The organism is Nocardioides sp. CCNWLW216 (assembly GCF_037120545.1).
GTDB classification, from domain to species: Bacteria; Actinomycetota; Actinomycetes; order Propionibacteriales; family Nocardioidaceae; genus Nocardioides; species Nocardioides lianchengensis.
Genome location: NZ_JBBBBJ010000002.1, coordinates 238,501 through 256,760 on the forward strand (window position 1 = coordinate 238,501; position 18,260 = coordinate 256,760).

The window sequence follows — 18,260 nt, forward strand, 5'->3', positions numbered from 1 at the left end:
GTCACTCAGGTCCCACCGGCCTCACCGCTCAGGGTTTCCCGGACGTTCCCGGCCGAAGCTTCGCCCGGGAACGTCCGGGAAGGGGCCTTATCCGGGTAAGTAGGACAGCGCTCCCCGCCTCAGACTCGACGCGGCCACCAGAACCGGTCACCGAGCCGGATGGCCAGGGCCGGGACGAGGACGGTGCGCACGAGCAGCGTGTCGAGCAGGACGCCCAGGCAGATGACCGTGCCGATCTGGGCGAGCACGACCAGCGGAAGCACGCCGAGGACGGCGAACACGGCCGCGAGCAGGATGCCGGCGCTCGTGATCACCCCGCCGGTCGCGGTGAGCGCCCGGAGCATCCCGTCGCGGGAGCCGTGCTCGCGCCCCTCCTCCCGGGCGCGGGTCACCAGGAAGATGTTGTAGTCGACGCCCAGCGCGACCAGGAACAGGAACGCGAAGAGCGGCGTGCTGGTGTCCAGGGCCTCGAAGCCGAGGATCCCGGTGAACAGCCACCAGGAGAGCCCGAGGCTGGCCAGGTACGTCGCCAGCACGGTCAGCACCAGGAGGCCGGCGGCCACGATCGAGCGCAGGAGCAGCAGCAGCGCACCGAGCACCAGGACCAGGATGAGCGGCAGGATCAGCAGCCGGTCGCGTGCGGCGCCCTCCTTCTCGTCGATCCCCTCCGCCTCGGCCCCGAGCACATGGGTGTCGTCGAGCCCGTCCACCGCGTCGCGGATGCGGTCGACGGTGTCGCGGGCCTCGTCCGACCCTGACGCGCCGGTCAGCACGACGTCTAGCTGGCTGACGCCGTCGCCCTCCGCGCTCGGGCGGACCGACTGCACGCCCTCGACCGCGGCGACGCGCTCCTGCACGGAGGCGGGGTCCTCGGTCGTCACCACCTGCGCGGGATCGGTCAGCCCGGCGGGGAAGGACTCGGCGGCGCGGGCCGCGGCCGAGATCGCCTCGGGCTCGTCCAGGAACTGCTCGGAGCGGTCCAGGCCGGTGTCGATGCGGAAGGCGCCGAGGGCCAGCACCGCGAGCAGCAGCGCGCTGCCGGTCACGAAGGTGCCGGGGCGTCCGGCCACCCGCTGTCCGACCCGGTGCCAGATCCCGTTGCCGTCCACCAGCGCCGGCTCCCCCTGGCGCGGGACCCGGGGCCAGAAGACCCAGCGTCCGAACAGGACCAGGGTCGCGGGCAGGACCACCAGCGCGAAGAACACCGCCACCACGACCCCGACCGCGCAGGCGAGGCCAAGTCCGCGGGTCGTCGGGGTCAGCGAGAGCAGGAGGGTCAGCAGGCCGAGGACGACCGTGGTCCCGCTGGCGAGCACAGGCTCCGCCGTACGACGCAGCGCCTCGGCCATCGCGCGGTGCCGGGGCCCGTGCCGGCGGAGCTCGTCGCGGTAGCGGGAGATGAGCAGCAGCGAGTAGTTGGTGCCCGCCCCGAAGACCAGGACGGACAGGATGCCGACCGTCGACTCGTCCCAGGCCACGTCGACCGCGGCGAGCACCTGGGTCGCCACGACCGCGGCCAACCGGTCGGCGATGCCGACCACGGCCAGCGGGACGATCCACAGGACCGGGCTGCGGTAGGTGACGACGAGCAACAGGGCCACGATCAGCGCGGTGGCCATCAGCAGCCGCAGGTCGGCGCCCTCGAACACCGCCGACAGGTCGGCCTGGATGGCGGCCGGACCGGTCACCTGCCCGGTGACACCGTCCGGCAGCGCCTCGTCGAGCGACGCGCGCAGGTCCGCGACCGCGTCGGAGGTGTTGCCGCCGTCGTCCGTCTCGACCGGCACCACGGCGATCGCCGCCGTCTGGTCGTCGGACACGGTCAGCTCGGACTCCACGGGTACGGCGTCGAGCGCGGCCTGGTCCAGGCGACCCGCGTCGGCCGTCACCAGGACGATCGCGACGGAGCTGTCCGCGGCGGGCAGGCGCTCCTGGAGCTCGGTTCCGAGCGTGCTGTCGAGTCCGGCGGGCAGGGAGTCCAGCGGACTTCGGTCCCGCTCCCCCTCCCCGACCAGACCGAGGACGACCCCGGCGAGCAGCAGCGGAAGCAGAGCGACCAGCCACGCGGTGCGGCGGCCGGTGATGAGACGGACGGGCGAGGGCATGCTTGTCCTTCGAGCGACGTTGGTACAATCGCTAACTAGGTTAACCACTAAGTAGGTGAAGGAAACGACCGCCCCCGTGAACCACCCCACGTCGGCCCTGCTCCGCGAGCTGGTCGAGGCGGGTGTGCGACTGCGCCACCACGTCGCCCGCACGGCCGGACTGGGCGAGTCGGAGCTGGTCACCCTGCAGCACCTGTCCGCGGCGCCCCTCGGCCCCGCCGAGGTGGCCCGTCGGCTGGGCGTCAGCACGGCGGCCTCGACCGGCATCGTCGACCGGCTGGCTGCGCGCGGGCACGTCGAGCGTCGCCCGCACGACCACGACCGGCGACGGACCGAGGTGCACCTGACGGAGTCGGGACGCACCGAGCTGGTCGCGCACCTGATGCCGATGTTCGTCGGCCTGCGGGAGCTGGAGGAGGCGTTCACCCCGGAGGAGCTCGCGGTCGTCCAGCGCTACCTGACCGGTGCGACCGCCGCGTTCGAGGCGGTCTCGGAGACCGGCCAGGAGACCGGTCAGTAACGGGCTGCGGCCTCGAAGCCCTCCCAGCCCTCGGCGATCGCGACCACGTCGAACGCCTCGATCAGCACCGGCGGACTGCCGACCATCCGCGACCCCGGCACGTCGGCCGCGCCGGCGCGGAACTCCTCCTCGAACGCCGCGCGCGCCTCATCGGTGGCGAAGACGTAGGTGCCCTCGAACCACTCGCCGCGGCGTACTCGCCAGGTCTTGAAGCGCAGCCCGGACATGCCGGTGAACCGGGCGTGGGACGTGCCCGCGACGTACGACGCGAGCTCGTCCTCGACGCCGTCGGGCGCGTCGACCAGCGACCAGCGGATCGACAGCCCGAGCACGCTCAGATCCCGTCGAGCGGCGCCGGGCCGCCCAGCCAGGCGAGCAGGGCGCGCGCCCCGAAGCCGGTCGGGCCGGTGGTCCACTCGAAGGACTCGGACGGGGAGTCACCGACCGAGGCGACATCGAGGTGGGCCCACGGCACGTCGCCCACGAAGTGCTGGAGGAAGAGCGCGGCGGTGATCGCCCCGGGTCCGCCGCCGGCGTTGTCGGCGTCGGCGACCTTGGAGGCGATCTTGTCCTCGTAGACCGACGCGAGCGGGAAGCGCCACAGCGGCTCCCCGGCAGCGGCGCCCGCCGCCGCGACCCGCTCGGCGAGGGCGTCGCGGTTGGCGAAGAACCCGCCGACCTGCTGGCCGAGCGCGACCTTCATCGCGCCGGTCAGGGTGGCGATGTCGACGACGACCGCCGGGTCGAGGGTGGCGACGGCGTACGCGAGGGCGTCGGCCATCACGACCCGGCCCTCCGCGTCGGTGTTGGTCACCTCGGTCGTCCGGCCGCCCCAGTGCCGGACCACGTCGCCGGGGCGCAGCGCGTTGCCGGAGACGGCGTTCTCCGCCATCGGCACCAGCCCGACGACCCGGACCGGGCAGTCGACCTCGGCCAGTGCGGCGAGCACCGACAGCACCACGGCGCCGCCGGTCATGTCGCGCTTCATCGTGGACATCGCCTCGCCGGGCTTGATCGACAGACCACCGGTGTCGAAGGTGATGCCCTTGCCGACCAGCACCACCGTGGGCGTACGACGGGTGGCCTTGCGCGGGGTGTAGTCGAGGCGGACCAGGCGCGGCGGCGTGGCCGAGGCCTGGCCGACCCCGAGGATCCCGCCGAAGCCCTCGGCGGCGAGCCGCTGCTCGTCCCAGACCTCGTAGGCCAGGCCGGCCTCGTCCGCGACCAGGCGCGCCTGCTCGGCGAGCCAGGCCGGACTCTTCAGGTTGGACGGCACGGTCGCCAACTGCCGGGCCCGCCAGCCGGCGCCACCGACCGCGACGGCCCGACGCAGCACCGGCGTGTCGCCCTCGGGACGCCCGGCGACGACGATCCGTCCGACCGGCACGTGCTCGGGCGGCGTGGAGCGCCAGTGGAAGCGGAACGAGCCGAGCATGGCCCCGACCACGAACGCCTCCAGGCCCGCCTCGTCGGCGACGGCCGCCACCGAGGTGGCGACCGAGGCGCGGTCGACCGCGGCCCGCGCGAGCGCGGCCCCGGCCCGGCGCAGGTCGTCGGGACGCTGATCGCCGACCCCGACGAGCAGCACCTGGCGCAGCTCCGCGTTCTCCGGACCGCCCAGCGGCACGGGCAACGAGGTGACCTCGCCCGCCTTGCCGCTCGCCCGGTCCTGCTCGAGCACCGCGAGCAGGTCCAGGCCCAGCTGGTCGGCCAGCTGCTCGGCGCCGGGGCCGAGCAGCGGACCGTCCCCCTCGCCGTCCGCGGGCAGCACCGGGAGGGCCACCACCTCGACGCCGAGGACGGCGTGCGGGAGCACGTCGCTGAGGGCGAAGTCCGGAGGTGAGACCTGGGTCGGGAGATCAGGGCGTGCCGGTGAGGTCGTCAACCTCAGCCCACGACGTCCTTGAGTGCATCACCGAGGGCGCCGGCTTCCTCGGCGTTGAGCTCGACAACGAGGCGGCCTCCGCCTTCGAGGGGGACGCGCATGACGATGCCGCGTCCTTCCTTGGTGACCTCCAGCGGACCGTCGCCCGTCCGCGGCTTCATCGCCGCCATCCGGCACCTCTTCCTTCTGTCCAGGGGCGTTCACGGACCAGGGGGACCCGCGACGCCGTGTGCGTCGACCATTATCCCCCATGACGGGGGTGTGCCGTGCCACAGTCCGGGTGAACCCGGGTGCGGCAGACTGCGGCCATGACCGATGCTCCCGTTCTTCTCGACATCTCAAACGGCGTCGCCACGATCACCTTGAACCGCCCCGAGGCCATGAACAGCCTCGACGTGGCCACCAAGGTGCTGCTCCGAGAGGTCGTGCAGCAGGTCGCCGACGACGACGCCGTCCGGTGCGTGGTGCTCACCGGCACCGGGCGCGCCTTCTGCACCGGCCAGGACCTCAAGGAGCACATCCAACTGCTTCGAGGCGGTGGCAGCGACGCGCTCTTCCGCACCGTCGACGAGCACTACAACCCGATCGTGACCGCGCTCGCCGGCATGGCCAAGCCGGTCATCGCCGCGGTCAACGGCGTCGCGGCCGGGGCGGGCGCGAGCCTGGCCTTCGCCTGCGACCTCCGGCTGGTCGCCGACACCGCGGGCTTCAACCTGGCCTTCGCCAACGTCGCCCTGTCCTGCGACACCGGCGCCAGCTACCACCTGCCGCTGCTGGTGGGGCAGGCCAAGGCCCTGGAGCTGCTCTACTTCCCCCGCACCGTGAAGGCCGACGAGGCCCTCGCACTGGGCCTCGCGACGCAGGTGCTGCCCGCCGACGAGTTGGCCGCCGAGGCGCAGACGCTGGCCGCCCGGCTGGCCGCCGGGCCGACCGTGGCCCTCGGCGCGATCCGGCGCTCCGTCGGCTACGCCGCGGCCCACACCTTCACCGAGGCCCTGGAGTTCGAGAGCTCGATGATGCAGAAGAGCGGGGCGACCGAGGACCACCAGCGCGCCGTGGCCGCCTTCGTGGCCAAGGAGAAGCCGGTCTTCGAGGGGCGTTAGCGGGGGTTCAGCCCCGGTTGGGGCGCTCCTCGACCGTCCGGTAGCCGCGCCAGGCGCGGAAGACGCGGAGGACCTGCTCCGGGGCGACCCGGGTCATCTGCCGCCTGCTCGGGCGGGCGCCGTACTCGACGGTGAGGGCGTTGCCGCGGAACCGGTCGTTGTACCAGCCCGTCATCGTCCCGTGGCAGACGCCGCCGCAGTCGAAGGTCTTGCCCGGCAGCCGCAGCACCCGGGCCACCCGGCGGGCGAGGGGCTTGTTCTTGGTGTCCGTGTCGACGCCGTGCAGCGGCTGGTGGAAGCTGAGGATGTGGTCGGGCCGCACGTCGCGGAGGAAGCCCATCATCGCCTTCGTCTCCGGCTCGGACGCGGGCCCGCTGCCCGACTCGTAGCCGCCGTCCAGGTCGGCCCAGCGGTAGGGGAAGTTGCGGTTGAGGTCGACCCCGCGGGCGTTCTTGCGGGTGCCGGCGGCGAGGCCGTCGGGGTTGTACGTCGGCACCACCCACAGGTCGAGCCGGCGGACCGGCTCCCCCTTGACCAGCGCCTGCAGGATCTGGCGGGGTGCCGCCTCGTTGCCGTGCATGGTCGCGATCAGCACGACCGTCGGGACCTTCCGACCTGGCTTGCCGAGGTGGTAGGCGACGATCGGGCGGTCCTGGACCGAGCGGCCGATCACCACCTTGTCGATCACGGTGGGCTCGGCCGCGGCCGGTGGGGTCGGGGCGAACGCCACCACGAGGGTGAGCGAGGCGAGCAGGGTCCCGAGACGTCGCATCATGCGCCCATCACACCTTCTGGACGAGGTAGGCCCAGGTGAACACGCCGACCCCGACCACCATGCCGACGTGGGCCAGGACCGACAGCCCCGGGCCCGACGACCAGCTGTCGGTGCGCTCCTCGGCGGCGTGCCGCCCCCGGCTCGGCAGCCAGCGGACCAGGATCAGCAGGCCGGCCAGCGCGACCAGCCACCACAGCCCCACGGCGGCCAGCCCGACGAGGCTGCCGCCCAGCGGGTGGCTCTCCGGGGCGAGCAGGAACGCCACCCAGGCGATCAGCGCGAGCACGCCCGCACCGGTGTGCAGGTTCAGCAGCGCAGGCCCGACCTCCAGGCGGCCGGCGACCTCGGCACGGCGCAGGCGGAGCCGGGTGAGGACCACGACCACGGCCGCGAGACCGGTCAGGACGCCGACGACGGCGTAGGTGACTTCGGGTGACACGGCGGGCAGTCTGCCCTACGCCGGAGGCGGGGGGCCATCGACGGGCGGCGGCGACCACTCCCGCATCGGCTCCGACTCCGGCCCCGGAATCGGCTCCGGAGCATCGTCGGCGACCACGGTGGCGGCCTCCTCGCGCTCGGCCGCGAGGCGGTCGAGCAGTGCGTCGACCTCCTGCATCCGGTAGCCCCGGAACGCCAGCGGGAACCGCACCCGGCGCAGGTCGTCGGCACTGACCGGCCCGGCCGCGGGGACGGTCGCGTCGACGCGGTCGTCGTACGCCTCCGCCAGGGGGGCGCCCCGGCCGGCCGCGACCATGGCCACGACGCCCATCGCGAGCACGACCAGGACGGCGAAGAGCCACATCACGGGGTGTCCTCCCCGATCGGCTCGTCCCGGGCGGCGACCATCAGCGCGACGGCCTCGTCGATGTCGTCGGTGACCAGCAGCGCGTCGAGGTCGGACTGCGAGATCCGGCCCTCGGCCAGCACGGTGCCGCGCAGCCAGTCGATCAGGCCGCCCCAGTAGTCGGTGCCGAGCAGCACGATCGGGAAGCGGGTGATCTTCTGGGTCTGGACCAGGGTCATCGCCTCGAACAGCTCGTCGAGGGTGCCGACGCCGCCCGGGAGCACGATGAAGCCCTGGGTGTACTTCACGAACATCGTCTTGCGGACGAAGAAGTAGCGGAAGTTGATGCCGACGTCGACCCAGTCGTTGAGGCCCGACTCGAAGGGCAGCTCGATGCCGAGGCCGACACTGAGCCCGTCGGCCTCGCAGGCGCCCTTGTTGGCCGCCTCCATCGCCCCCGGGCCGCCGCCCGTGACCACCGCGAAGCCGGCCTCGACGAGCTTGCGACCCGCTTCCTCCCCCGCGGCGTACGACGGGTGCTCGCGCTCGGTGCGCGCGGAGCCGAAGACGGCCACCGCCGGGCCCAGCTCGGCCAGCGTGCCGAAGCCCTCGACGAACTCGGCCTGGATGCGCAGCACCCGCCACGGGTCGGCGTGCACCCAGTCGGCCGGACCCCGGGAGTCCAGCAGCCGCTGGTCGGTGGTCGAGAACTCGACCTGGTCGCGCCGTTGCAGGACCGGGCCCTTCCGCTTGGACCTCACCACCGGGTCACCGTCCTTCCAGCCAGGCCCGCAGGCGGGCCTCGCAGCGCTCGACGTGCTCGACCGGCACGTGCTCGTCCTGCTTGTGGGCGAACATCGGGTCGCCCGGTCCGTAGTTGACCGCGGGGATCCCGAGGGCGGTGAACCGCGCGACGTCGGTCCAGCCGAACTTGGGGTTCACCTCGCCGCCGACGGCCTCGACGAAGGCCCGCGCGGCGGGCCGGTCCAGGCCCGGCAGCGCTCCGGGGGCGGTGTCGGTGAGGCGGACGTCGTACCCGGCGAAGAACTCGCGGACGAACGCCTCGGCCTCGGCCTCGCTGCGGTCGGGGGCGAAGCGGAAGTTGACCTCGACGACGCACTCGTCGGGCAGCACGTTGCCGGCCACGCCGCCGCGGATGAAGACGGCGTTGAGGCCCTCGTGGTACTCCAGCCCGTCGATGACCGGCCGGCGTGCCTCGTAGGAGTTCAGCCGGGCCAGCACCTCGGCGGCGCCGTGGATCGCGTTGACGCCGCGCCAGCTGCGCGCGGAGTGGGCGCGCTCCCCCGTGGTCCGGACCTCGACCCGGAGGGTGCCCTGGCAGCCGGCCTCAACGACGGCGTTGGACGGCTCCATCAGGATCGCGAAGTCCGCCGCCATCAGCTCGGGGTCGCTCTCCGCGAGGTGCCTGAGGCCGTTGAACTCGGCCTCGATCTCCTCGCCCTCGTAGAGGATGAAGGTGACGTCGCGAACCGGCTCGGGGACCGTGGCGGCGAGGCGCAGGATGACCGCGTCGCCGCCCTTCATGTCGCAGGTGCCGAGGCCGTGCAGGATCCCGGCCTCCTCGTCGAGGCGGCTCGGCAGGTTGTCGTTGACGGGCACCGTGTCGAGGTGGCCGGCGATCACGACCCGCTCGTCACGACCCAGGTCGGTGCGGGCGACCACCGTGTGGCCGCGTCGGGTCACGGCGAGGTGCGGGAGCGCGCGCAGGGCAGCCTCGACGGCGTCCGCGATCGCCTGCTCGTCCTTGCTGACCGACTCGAGGTCGACGAGCTGGCGGGTCAGGGTGACGGCGTCGGCGGTGAGGTCGAGGGTCGTCATGGGGCTATCCAAGCAGGCGGGCCGGCGCGGCCAGCGCCGTCCTCGTGCTCTCCTCCCGCGCCGAGGGCGCCGCGGGCCGGCCCCGAACCGGCGCAATTGCGCTGGCTACGGGCCGGTAGCGCGGCCTGGGTCCCCCCGTCGGCGCCATTGCGCCGTTCCTGGGGCCGGCGAGGCGCCCGCTGGCGTCCCGATCACGGCGGTGCACCTGAGCGGGACTGCGCTTCCACGTCACTAGAACCGGTTCTAGTGTGCAGCCATGCGCAACGGGATCGTGCTCTTCACCTCCGACCGCGGCATCACGCCGGCCGCCCTCGCGACGGCGGCCGAGGACCGCGGGTTCGACACGCTCTACGTGCCCGAGCACACCCACATCCCGGTCAAGCGGACCGCCGCGCACCCCGGCACCGGCGACGAGTCGCTGCCCGACGACCGCTACCTGCGCACCCTCGACCCGTGGGTGTCGCTCGCGACCGCCGCCGCGGTCACCACCCGGATCGGGCTCTCGACCGCCGTCGCGCTGCCGGTCGAGTCCGACCCGATCACCCTCGCCAAGTCGATCGCCACGCTCGACCACCTCTCCGGCGGCCGGGTCTCGATCGGCGCGGGGTTCGGCTGGAACACCGACGAGCTGGCCGACCACCACGTCCCGGCGGCGAAGCGCCGGACGGTGCTGAAGGAGTACGTCGAGGCGATGCGTGCCCTGTGGACGCAGGAGGAGGCGTCGTACGACGGGGAGTTCGTCTCCTTCGGGCCGTCCTGGGCCTACCCCAAGCCGGCCGCCCACATCCCGCTGATCATCGGCGCCGGCGGCGGGCCGAAGACCTTCCGGTGGATCGCCGAGAATGCCGACGGCTGGATGACCACCCCCACCCAGACCGACATCAGCGACCAGATCGAGGCACTGAAGACGGCCTGGACCGAGGCCGGTCGCGACGGGATCCCCGACATCCGGGTCCTCATCGCCTTCAAGCCCGACCCGGCCGACCTCGCCGCCTGGGCCGAGGCCGGCGTGTCCGAGCTCATCTGGGGCGTCCCCGACAAGTCCCCCGACGAGGTCGTGGGCTCGCTCGACCGCCTGGCGGGACGGCTCGGCCTGGGCTGACCCCCCTCCGACCTTTGGGGGTTCCTCCCTCATGCCCGGGGGTGCCGGTCGCGGGAGGGTCGAGGCATGAGGTCGCGACCGTCGCGACCCGCCCGACTCGGAGGATTCCCCCATGTCCCGCACCACTCCCCGCCTGATCACCGCTCCCCTGGCCCTGCTGCTGGCGACCCTGCTGCTCGTCGTCGGCCTGGCCGGTGGGGCGACGGCGGCCAAGCTGATCACCGGCAAGCAGATCAAGAACGGCACCATCACCTCGGTCGACCTGAAGAACGGCAGCGCGACCGGCGTCGACGTCAAGAACGGCAGCGTGACCGGCGTCGACGTGAAGGACGGCTCGCTGACCGGTGTCGACGTGAAGGCCGGGAGCCTGGGCCCCGACCGGCTGGCTCCCGCCGTCCTGAACGAGGTCCGGGTCCACGACGCCCCTGACCACAACCTCGGGACCTGCAGCGACACGGGGCTCGACGACTGTGACGCCGTCGCCGCCACCCCGATCGGCTCCGGCACCTGGCTGGTCGTCGGAACCCTCTCGGTCGACAACTTCGACGGCCCGGCCCTCGCACTCACCGACCGCTGCGGCCTGGTCCGCGGCGACTCGGTGCTCGCCGAGGCGCGCACACCGCTCGCCGCCAACGGGACGCCGGGCGAGACGCAGTCGCTCACCCTGCAGCAGGTCGTGGTCAGCACCGACGCCACGCCGGTCTCGATCCGTTGCACCGAGATGCCCGGAGAGAGCATCCGGGTCGGCAGCCCGACCATCACCGCGCTGCGCGTCCGCTGAGGAGGGTCCGGGTCAGCACCGGGGGGTGCTGACCCGGACCTCGTCAGGCCTTCGTGACCTCGACCGTCGGCTCGGCGCCCCCATCGGCCACCACGTCGTACGACGTCGCGAGGGTCTCGCTGGTGATCAGCTGCTCGTGGGTGCGGGCGGCGGCCTGGACCTCCGCCGAGCCGGCGACGGTCAGGGCGATCCGGTCCGAGACCTCGAGGCCGGCGTCGCGCCGGGCCTGCTGGACCTGGCGAACCAGGTCGCGGGCCAGGCCCTCGGCGGCCAGCTCCGGGGTGACCGCCGTGTCGAGGACGACGAAGCCGCCGCGCGGGAGCATCCCGACCGCGGTGGTCTCGTCGGCAGCACCGGCGACGGTCTCGAGGGTGTACTCGCCCTCCTCCAGCACCAGGCCACCGGCGGTGACGGTGCCGTCCTCGGCCACCGACCAGTCGCCGGACTTCGAGCCCTTGATCGCGACCTGCACCTCGCGGCCGAGGCGCGGACCCGCCGCGCGGGCGTTGACGGACAGCCGCTGCGAGACGCCGTACGACGCCGCCTCGGGCGCGTCGGCCGCCAGCAACCGGACGTCCTTCACGTTGACCTCGTCGCGGACGATGCCCTCGAACCCGGCCAGCGCGGCCGGGTCGTCGACCACCACGGTCAGGGTCGCCAGCGGCAGCCGGTTGCGGTGACCCGCGGCCTTGCGGAGCGCGGAGGTCGCCGAACAGACGTCGCGCACCTGGTCCATGGCCGCCACCAGTGCGTCGTCGGCCGGCAGCTCGTCGGCGGACGGCCAGTCGGTCAGGTGGACCGACCGCTCGCCGGTCAGACCGCGCCAGACCTCCTCGGTGGTGAGCGGGAGCAGCGGCGCGGTGGTGCGGCAGACGATCTCCAGCACCGTGTAGAGGGTGTCGAACGCGTCCGCGCTGTCGCCCCAGAACCGGTCGCGGGAGCGTCGGATGTACCAGTTGGTCAGCACGTCGAGGAACGAGCGCGTGACGTCGCAGGCGTCGGCGACGGCGTAGTCGTCGAGCGTGGCGGTCATCTGCTCGACGTACTGGCGGGCCTTGGCGAGCAGGTAGCGGTCCAGCGGGTCCGTGGAGTCGGTGCGCGCGGCGGCGTCGTGCCCCTGACCACCGGCGGCGGCGTTGGCGTAGAGCTGGAAGAAGTACCAGCTGTTCCACAGCGGCATCAGCACCTGGCGGACCGAGTCGCGGATGCCCTGCTCGGTGACGACCAGGTTGCCGCCGCGCAGGATCGGCGAGGACATCAGGAACCAGCGCATGGCGTCGGCGCCGTCGCGGTCGAAGACCTCGCTGACGTCGGGGTAGTTGCGCAGCGACTTCGACATCTTGTTGCCGTCGGAGCCGAGCACGATCCCGTGGCTGATGCAGGCCTCGAAGGCCGGCTTGTCGAACAGCGCGGTGGCCAGGATGTGCAGCGTGTAGAACCAGCCGCGGGTCTGGCCGATGTACTCGACGATGAAGTCGCCCGGGAAGTGGCCCTTCTTCTCCGCCGTGCCGTCGAACCACTCCGCGTTCTCGAACGGGTAGTGCACCTGGGCATACGACATCGAGCCCGAGTCGAACCACACGTCGAGCACGTCGGTGACCCGCCGCATGGTCGAGCGACCGGTCGGGTCGTCCGGGTTCGGCCGGGTGAGCTCGTCGACCCACGGCCGGTGCAGGTCGCGCTCGCCCGCGGCGTTGCGCGGCAGTCGGCCGAAGTCGCGCTCGATCTCCTCGAACGAGCCGTAGACGTCCAGGCGCGGGTACGTCGGGTCGTCGCTCTTCCACACCGGCACCGGGGAGCCCCAGAACCGGTTGCGGGTGATCGACCAGTCACGGGCGTTCTCCAGCCAGCGGCCGAACTGGCCGTCCTGGATGTGGTCTGGGACCCAGCGGATCTGCTGGTTGAGCTCCAGCATCCGCTCCTTGATCGCGGTCACCTGGACGAACCACGACGAGACGCCCTTGTAGATCAGGGGCTCGCGGCAGCGCCAGCAGTGCGGGTAGGAGTGGTCGTAGGTCTCGCGGCGCAGCAGCACGGTGCCGGGCGTGACCGAGCCGCCGGCCTCGCCGCGGGTGACGGCCTTGAGGTCGTCGATGATCGGCAGGTTGGCCTCGAAGACCTGCAGGCCCTCGTAGTCGGTGACCGGGAACGTGAACTTCCCGTCCTTGCCGACCGGCATCACCGCCTCGATGCCCTCGCGGTCGGTGACCACCTTGTCGTCCTCACCGAAGGCGCCGGCGGTGTGCACGAGCCCGGTGCCGTCGGTGGTCGTGACGAACTCGGCCGCGACCACACGGAAGGCGTTCTCGTGACCCAGGTAGTAGCTGAACGGCGGCGTGTAGGTCAGCCCCACGAGATCAGCGCCGACGTGCCGCGACACGACCTCGGGCTCGTCGCCGAGCTCCCGGGCGTACGACGCCAGCCGCGCCTCGGCCAGCAGGTAGCGGGTGCCCTCGTGAACCACCACGACGTAGTCGATGTCGGCGCCGACCATGACCGCGAGGTTGCTCGGCAGGGTCCACGGCGTGGTCGTCCAGACGAGCAGCTTGACGCCCTGCAGCGGGCCGTCGGTGGTGACGTCGTACCCGACGGTGACGGCCGGGTCCTGCCGCATCTGGTAGACGTCGTCGTCCATCCGCAGCTCGTGGTTGGACAGCGGCGTCTCGTCGTTCCAGCAGTAGGGCAGCACGCGGAAGCCCTCGTAGACGAGGCCCTTGTCGTGCAGGCCCTTGAACGCCCAGATGACCGACTCCATGTAGTCGGCGTTCATGGTGCGGTAGTCGTTCTCGAAGTCGACCCAGCGCGCCTGACGGGTCACGTAGTCGCGCCACTCGCCGGTGTACTTCATCACCGACTCGCGGCAGGCGTCGTTGAACTTGTCGATGCCCATCTCGACGATCTCGTCGGTGGTCTTGATGCCGTTGAGGCGCATCGCCTCGAGCTCGGCCGGCAGCCCGTGGGTGTCCCAGCCGAACCGGCGCTCGACCCGCTTGCCGCGCATCGTCTGGTAGCGCGGCACCAGGTCCTTGACGTAGCCGGTGAGCAGGTGGCCGTAGTGCGGCAGGCCGTTGGCGAACGGCGGGCCGTCGTAGAAGACGAACTCGTTGGAGCCGTCGGCGCCGGGGTCGCGCTGGTCGATGCTCGCCTGGAAGGTGCCGTCGGCGGCCCAGTAGGCCAGCACCCGCTCCTCGACGTCGGGGAAGCGCGGGCTCGACGGGACGGCGCCCGTGGCGTCGGTGGAGACCTTCGGATAGGTCATGAGCGGCATCTCCTGCGGTACGTCGTGCTCGGGCTGCTGGCCACGAGGACGACATCGCTGCCGCGGTACCACCTCGCTTGCCCGTCTGCCGACGGACCGCTTCGTTCACGGCTGTGACGGGCCTACCCGTCCGGTTCTACTGACCCTCGTCTCACCGGGGGCGTTCTTCCGGAGGCTCACCGCTGATGACGGCTCGAGCGCCTGTGGACAAATCGTACGGCGGGCCCGGGTGCGGCCGCCAATCGGTTCAGGCGCGCAGGATCTGGTGCCGGTCGATCGGCGCGCTCACCCCGGCCGGCTCGACCTCGGCCGTCGGGTGGTCGTCGTCCACGCGGGCGAGCAGCGACCACCCGCCGTCGGCGGGCACCGGCAGAACCCGGTTGCCGTCCACCGGCCGCTGCTGGTCGGGTGGGGTGATGAGCGACCTGTGGCTGCCCGAGACCGAGGACCCCCGCACCTACGGCAACCCGCACGGCGAGAAGGCGACGTACGTCGTGTACCTCGCCAACTACCGACTCACCCTCGGGCTGAAGTGCGACGGGCTGACCCCCGAGCAGCTCGCCTCCCGCAGCGTGCCGCCCAGCACCATGAGCCTGCTCGGGCTGGTCCGGCACCTGGCCGCGGTCGAGCACAGCTGGTTCCAGCGCGTCGCGCAGGCCACCGGCGAGGGCCGGCTCTACCGGACCACCGAGGACCGCGACCACGACTTCAACGGCGCCGAGCCGACGCACGAGTGCGTGGACGACGCCTTCGCCACCTGGCGGCGCGAGGTCGCGAAGGCCGAGGAGTGGTTCGCGGGCGTGCCCGAGGCCGACCTCGGCCGCGAGCTCCCGATGCCCGGCGACGAGGGCACCGTGAGCGTCCGCGACCTGGTGGTGCACCTGATCGAGGAGTACGCCCGGCACTGCGGCCACGCCGACCTCCTGCGCGAGTGCGTCGACGGACGGACGGGTCAGTAGCCCTCTTTGCCTCGCCTTGAGGGTCGGTTCGCGTGCGGTTAGCGCGGGCCGACGCACGGTGGACCCGTACCGTCCACCGAACCGAGGAGACCTCCCGTGAACACCCGCCGTACCGCTTTCGCCGCCCTCTCGCTCCCCCTCGCTCTGGCGCTCGTCGCCTGCGGGGGTGACGACGACGCGGACGACCGGGCCGAGGACCGGGCCGAGCAGGCGGCCGAGCAGACCCCGGCGTCCTCCGCGCCCGCCACGCCGTCCGACGGCGCGTCCTCCGCCCCGGCCGACGCCCCCGCCGGCGACGACAGCACCCTCCTGGCCGCGGCGGCGACCGCCGCCGGCGCCGTCCCGGGCGGGACCCTGTTCACCCTCGACCTGGAGGCCGGCGGCTGGGAGGCGGACGTCGTGGACGCCGACGCGACCAGCTTCGACCTGGCCCTCGCCGCCGACGGCTCCAGCGTGACCCGCGAGCCCGTCGAGGACCGCGACGACGCGGACGACACCGACGACCGGGCCGAGCGGGAGCAGCTGCTGGCCGACGCGACCGTCGACCCCGCGGGGGCGGTCGAGGCGGCGCGCGGCGCCGTACCGTCCGGCACGGTCACCGGGCTCGACCTCGAGCTCAGCGCCGGTACGGCGGTCTGGGAGATCCAGCTCGACGAGGACACCGCCACCGAGCAGACGGTCGTGGTCGACGCCGCCACCGGCGAGGTGCTGCGGACCGAGCAGGACGACTGACCAGGAGCGGACGGACTAGGGCTGCTCCTTCGTGAGGTGGAGCAGCCAGTCCGCGCCCGTGTGGATCAGGGCGTAGCGCCGGCTGCCGGTCTCCCCGTGCAGCACGAACACGAACCGGCGCTCCGTCCGGTCCTCCAGCTCCCACCACCCGTGGTCGGCGATCGACTTGTGCTCGTCGGTGTACGACGCGTGGTCGAGGTCGTGGTCGTCCACGGCGACCGCGAGCCGGTCGTGCCGGACGTCGGTCGGGAGCCCCTTCGGCACCGCCCAGGACCGGAGCACCCCGTCCTCCTCCAGCCGGAGGTCGAGGTGCGGCCGGGGCTTGCGGTGGTCGTGCAGGACGAAGACCGGACGCGACATCTCCCCACTCTAGGAACCCCGTAGGGTGGACGCCCGTGACCACCGCTGCCTGGGGCTACGGCCTGACGACGTACGCCGCCGACGAGACCGTCCTCGACACCTGGTTCCCCGAGCCCGCGCTGGGCGAGAAGCCCGCCGACGCCGCGCCGCCGAAGGATCTGGTCGCGCTCGAGGGCACCGACACCGTCCGGCGGGTCGAGCGCCGGGTGACGCTGGTGGAGATCGCCGACCTGGCCGCCGCCCCGGCCTCGACCGAGGACGCGTGGCTGCGCCTGCACCTGCTCAGCACCCGGCTCGTCCAGCCGCACGGTCTCTCGCTCGACGGCGTCTTCGGCCTGCTCACCAACGTCGTGTGGACCTCCGCCGGCCCGTGCGCGGTCGAGGGCTTCGAGCTCACCCGCGCCCGGCTGCGCGCGGCCGGGCAGCACGTCACGGTCTTCGGCGTCGACAAGTTCCCGCGGATGGTCGACTACGTCGTCCCCTCCGGCGTGCGCATCGGCGACGCCGACCGGGTCCGGCTCGGCGCCCACCTGGCCGCCGGCACCACCGTCATGCACGAGGGCTTCGTGAACTTCAACGCCGGCACGCTCGGCACGTCGATGGTCGAGGGCCGGATCTCGGGCGGCGTCGTGGTCGGGGACGGCTCCGACGTCGGCGGCGGCGCCTCGATCATGGGCACCCTCTCGGGCGGCGGGAAGCAGGTCATCTCGATCGGCGAGCGCTGCCTGCTCGGCGCCAACTCCGGGCTCGGCATCTCGCTCGGCGACGACTGCGTGGTCGAGGCCGGCACCTACGTGACCGCCGGCACGAAGGTCACCATCACGGACCTGGACGGCAAGCCCCAGGTCGTCAAGGCGCTGGAGCTGTCGGGTGCGAGCAACGTGCTCTTCCGCCGCAACTCGGTGACGGGCGCGATCGAGGCCGTCCCGTGGAAGTCCGAGGGCGTCGCCCTCAACGCTGCGCTGCACCAGAACTGAGAGCCCGCTGAGAGGATTTCACCCCGTCCGGACACTGGCACCATGCCAGGTCTAGGGAGGGTGCGGACGGGGGTGGCGCTGCTCGGCGTCGCCGCGCTGGGGGCCGTCGCCGTCACCGTCGGGATCGACCGGCTCCGCGACATCAGCCCCTTCGCCCCGCCGGAGCAGTGCACGGCGACGGTCGACGGCACCACCGTCACCCTGGACCCCGAGCAGGCCGAGAACGCCGCGCTCATCACCGCGATCGCGGTGAGCCGCGGGCTGCCCGCGCGGGCCGCGACGATCGCGCTGGCCACGGCGTACCAGGAGTCCAAGATCGTCAACCTCGAGTACGGCGACGCCGACTCCCTCGGGCTCTTCCAGCAGCGGCCGTCGCAGGGCTGGGGCACCGAGGAGGAGGTCCTCGACCCGGTCTACGCGACCAACGCCTTCTACGACGCTTTGGAGAAGGTCGACGGCTACCGGTCGATGGAGGTCACGGTCGCCGCGCAGACCGTCCAGCGCTCGGCCTTTCCCGACGCGTACGCCGACCACGAGGCCGACGCGCGGGTGCTCGCGTCGGCACTGACCGGCAACTCCCCGGCCGCCTTCACCTGCCGAGTCGAGGGCGACGCCGCCGCGGCGCCGGACGGGCTGAGCGACAGCGGTCTGGTCCGCCGCGCGGACGTCGTACGGCGTGAGGCGCTGGCCGTCTTCGGCGACCTGTCCCTGGGCGGTTTCGAGCCGGGCGGGGTGTCGACCGGGCACATGGAGGGCTCCGCCCACTACGAGGGCCGCGCCGTCGACATCTTCTTCCGGCCGGTCAACGACACCACGAACGTCCGGGGCTGGGCGGTGGCGCACTACCTCGTGGCCCAGGCCGAGCGGCTGGACATCCAGACGGTCATCTTCGACGCCAAGATCTGGACCGCCCGCCGGTCCGACGACGGCTGGCGTGACTATGACGCCCCGGATCGCGCCGGCGACCCGGCGATCCTGGAGCACCGCGACCACGTGCACGTGGATGTGTTCGACTGACGGGCAGGCGCCAGCGGGCCCGTCGTTGGTGGTCGAGCGAGCGCTCTGACTGAGCCTGCGAA

The 18,260-nt window shown here is 72.6% G+C and carries 20 protein-coding genes; 8 read left to right on the forward strand and 12 right to left on the reverse strand.

Translation table 11 applies throughout. The features are described from left to right. Nucleotides 1–119: 119 nt before the first annotated feature. Nucleotides 120–2,105, reverse strand: a complete 1,986-nt coding sequence (locus V7S47_RS05530; RefSeq protein WP_336560624.1) for an MMPL family transporter — start codon at nt 2,103–2,105, stop codon at nt 120–122. A 76-nt stretch (nt 2,106–2,181) separates the two neighbouring features. Here V7S47_RS05530 and V7S47_RS05535 point away from each other — a divergent pair, with 76 nt between their 5' ends. After that, complete coding sequence (locus V7S47_RS05535) at nt 2,182–2,625, forward strand: MarR family winged helix-turn-helix transcriptional regulator (RefSeq protein WP_336560625.1); 444 nt, start codon at nt 2,182–2,184, stop codon at nt 2,623–2,625. On the opposite strand, the gene V7S47_RS05540 is transcribed toward V7S47_RS05535, so the two are convergent. The 3 genes from V7S47_RS05540 to V7S47_RS05550 all read right to left on the reverse strand — a co-directional run bounded on the left by V7S47_RS05540 (nt 2,619) and on the right by V7S47_RS05550 (nt 4,680). After that, the gene (locus V7S47_RS05540) at nt 2,619–2,957 is read right to left on the reverse strand and encodes a hypothetical protein (protein ID WP_336560626.1); all 339 of its coding nucleotides are present in this window, start codon (nt 2,955–2,957) and stop codon (nt 2,619–2,621) included. The two genes, V7S47_RS05535 and V7S47_RS05540, sit on opposite strands and share 7 nt — an antisense overlap. A 2-nt stretch (nt 2,958–2,959) precedes the next feature. Continuing rightward, nucleotides 2,960–4,441 (reverse strand): leucyl aminopeptidase family protein, encoded by a 1,482-nt coding sequence (locus V7S47_RS05545; RefSeq protein ID WP_336560627.1) that lies wholly within the window; start codon nt 4,439–4,441, stop codon nt 2,960–2,962. Nucleotides 4,442–4,512: 71 nt separating this feature from the next. Then, nucleotides 4,513–4,680 carry a DUF3117 domain-containing protein gene (locus tag V7S47_RS05550; protein WP_082574674.1) on the reverse strand — a complete coding sequence of 56 codons (168 nt, stop codon included), beginning with the start codon at nt 4,678–4,680 and terminating at the stop codon, nt 4,513–4,515. Nucleotides 4,681–4,818: 138 nt separating this feature from the next. Here V7S47_RS05550 and V7S47_RS05555 point away from each other — a divergent pair, with 138 nt between their 5' ends. After that, nucleotides 4,819–5,613 carry an enoyl-CoA hydratase/isomerase family protein gene (locus tag V7S47_RS05555; protein WP_336560628.1) on the forward strand — a complete coding sequence of 265 codons (795 nt, stop codon included), beginning with the start codon at nt 4,819–4,821 and terminating at the stop codon, nt 5,611–5,613. A gap of 7 nt (nt 5,614–5,620) precedes the next feature. On the opposite strand, the gene V7S47_RS05560 is transcribed toward V7S47_RS05555, so the two are convergent. The 5 genes from V7S47_RS05560 to dapE are packed head-to-tail and all read right to left on the reverse strand — an operon-like array spanning nt 5,621 to nt 9,011. Then, nucleotides 5,621–6,388 (reverse strand): M14 family zinc carboxypeptidase, encoded by a 768-nt coding sequence (locus V7S47_RS05560; protein WP_336560629.1) that lies wholly within the window; start codon nt 6,386–6,388, stop codon nt 5,621–5,623. A 7-nt stretch (nt 6,389–6,395) separates the two neighbouring features. Then, on the reverse strand, nt 6,396–6,827 hold the full coding sequence (locus V7S47_RS05565; protein ID WP_336560630.1) for a hypothetical protein: 432 nt from the start codon (nt 6,825–6,827) through the stop codon (nt 6,396–6,398). 15 nt (nt 6,828–6,842) lie between these two features. Then, nucleotides 6,843–7,190, reverse strand: a complete 348-nt coding sequence (locus V7S47_RS05570) for a DivIVA domain-containing protein (RefSeq protein ID WP_336561005.1) — start codon at nt 7,188–7,190, stop codon at nt 6,843–6,845. Beyond that, a complete protein-coding gene (locus V7S47_RS05575; protein WP_336560631.1) occupies nt 7,190–7,936 on the reverse strand; it encodes a TIGR00730 family Rossman fold protein in 747 nt (248 codons plus the stop codon). Before V7S47_RS05575 ends, V7S47_RS05570 begins: the two co-directional genes overlap by 1 nt. A gap of 4 nt (nt 7,937–7,940) precedes the next feature. Further along, nucleotides 7,941–9,011 (reverse strand): succinyl-diaminopimelate desuccinylase, encoded by a 1,071-nt coding sequence (gene dapE / locus V7S47_RS05580; RefSeq protein WP_336560632.1) that lies wholly within the window; start codon nt 9,009–9,011, stop codon nt 7,941–7,943. A 256-nt stretch (nt 9,012–9,267) separates the two neighbouring features. Here dapE and V7S47_RS05585 point away from each other — a divergent pair, with 256 nt between their 5' ends. Then, the gene (locus V7S47_RS05585) at nt 9,268–10,113 is read left to right on the forward strand and encodes an LLM class F420-dependent oxidoreductase (protein ID WP_336560633.1); all 846 of its coding nucleotides are present in this window, start codon (nt 9,268–9,270) and stop codon (nt 10,111–10,113) included. 112 nt (nt 10,114–10,225) lie between these two features. Beyond that, on the forward strand, nt 10,226–10,894 hold the full coding sequence (locus V7S47_RS05590) for a hypothetical protein (protein ID WP_336560634.1): 669 nt from the start codon (nt 10,226–10,228) through the stop codon (nt 10,892–10,894). A gap of 43 nt (nt 10,895–10,937) precedes the next feature. Here the strand turns inward: V7S47_RS05590 and ileS are convergent, their stop codons facing one another. Together ileS and V7S47_RS05600 are read right to left on the reverse strand one after the other, a co-directional pair. Further along, the gene (gene ileS, locus V7S47_RS05595) at nt 10,938–14,153 is read right to left on the reverse strand and encodes an isoleucine--tRNA ligase (RefSeq protein ID WP_336560635.1); all 3,216 of its coding nucleotides are present in this window, start codon (nt 14,151–14,153) and stop codon (nt 10,938–10,940) included. A 247-nt stretch (nt 14,154–14,400) separates the two neighbouring features. Then, nucleotides 14,401–14,544 (reverse strand): hypothetical protein, encoded by a 144-nt coding sequence (locus tag V7S47_RS05600; protein ID WP_336560636.1) that lies wholly within the window; start codon nt 14,542–14,544, stop codon nt 14,401–14,403. Nucleotides 14,545–14,569: 25 nt separating this feature from the next. Here V7S47_RS05600 and V7S47_RS05605 point away from each other — a divergent pair, with 25 nt between their 5' ends. Next, nucleotides 14,570–15,112: a DinB family protein gene (locus tag V7S47_RS05605; RefSeq protein ID WP_336560637.1), complete on the forward strand. Its 543-nt coding sequence runs from the start codon at nt 14,570–14,572 to the stop codon at nt 15,110–15,112. A gap of 96 nt (nt 15,113–15,208) precedes the next feature. Then, nucleotides 15,209–15,844, forward strand: coding sequence for a PepSY domain-containing protein (locus V7S47_RS05610; RefSeq protein WP_336560638.1), 636 nt, complete (start codon nt 15,209–15,211; stop codon nt 15,842–15,844). Nucleotides 15,845–15,859: 15 nt separating this feature from the next. Here the strand turns inward: V7S47_RS05610 and V7S47_RS05615 are convergent, their stop codons facing one another. Continuing rightward, nucleotides 15,860–16,204 carry a DNA polymerase ligase N-terminal domain-containing protein gene (locus V7S47_RS05615; protein ID WP_336560639.1) on the reverse strand — a complete coding sequence of 115 codons (345 nt, stop codon included), beginning with the start codon at nt 16,202–16,204 and terminating at the stop codon, nt 15,860–15,862. Nucleotides 16,205–16,239: 35 nt separating this feature from the next. Here V7S47_RS05615 and dapD point away from each other — a divergent pair, with 35 nt between their 5' ends. Both dapD and V7S47_RS05625 read left to right on the forward strand, forming a co-directional pair. Beyond that, on the forward strand, nt 16,240–17,181 hold the full coding sequence (gene dapD, locus V7S47_RS05620) for a 2,3,4,5-tetrahydropyridine-2,6-dicarboxylate N-succinyltransferase (RefSeq protein WP_336560640.1): 942 nt from the start codon (nt 16,240–16,242) through the stop codon (nt 17,179–17,181). Nucleotides 17,182–17,241: 60 nt separating this feature from the next. After that, entirely contained in the window at nt 17,242–18,198 is a 957-nt protein-coding gene (locus V7S47_RS05625; protein ID WP_336560641.1) for a hypothetical protein, read from the forward strand. Nucleotides 18,199–18,260: the final 62 nt, after the last annotated feature.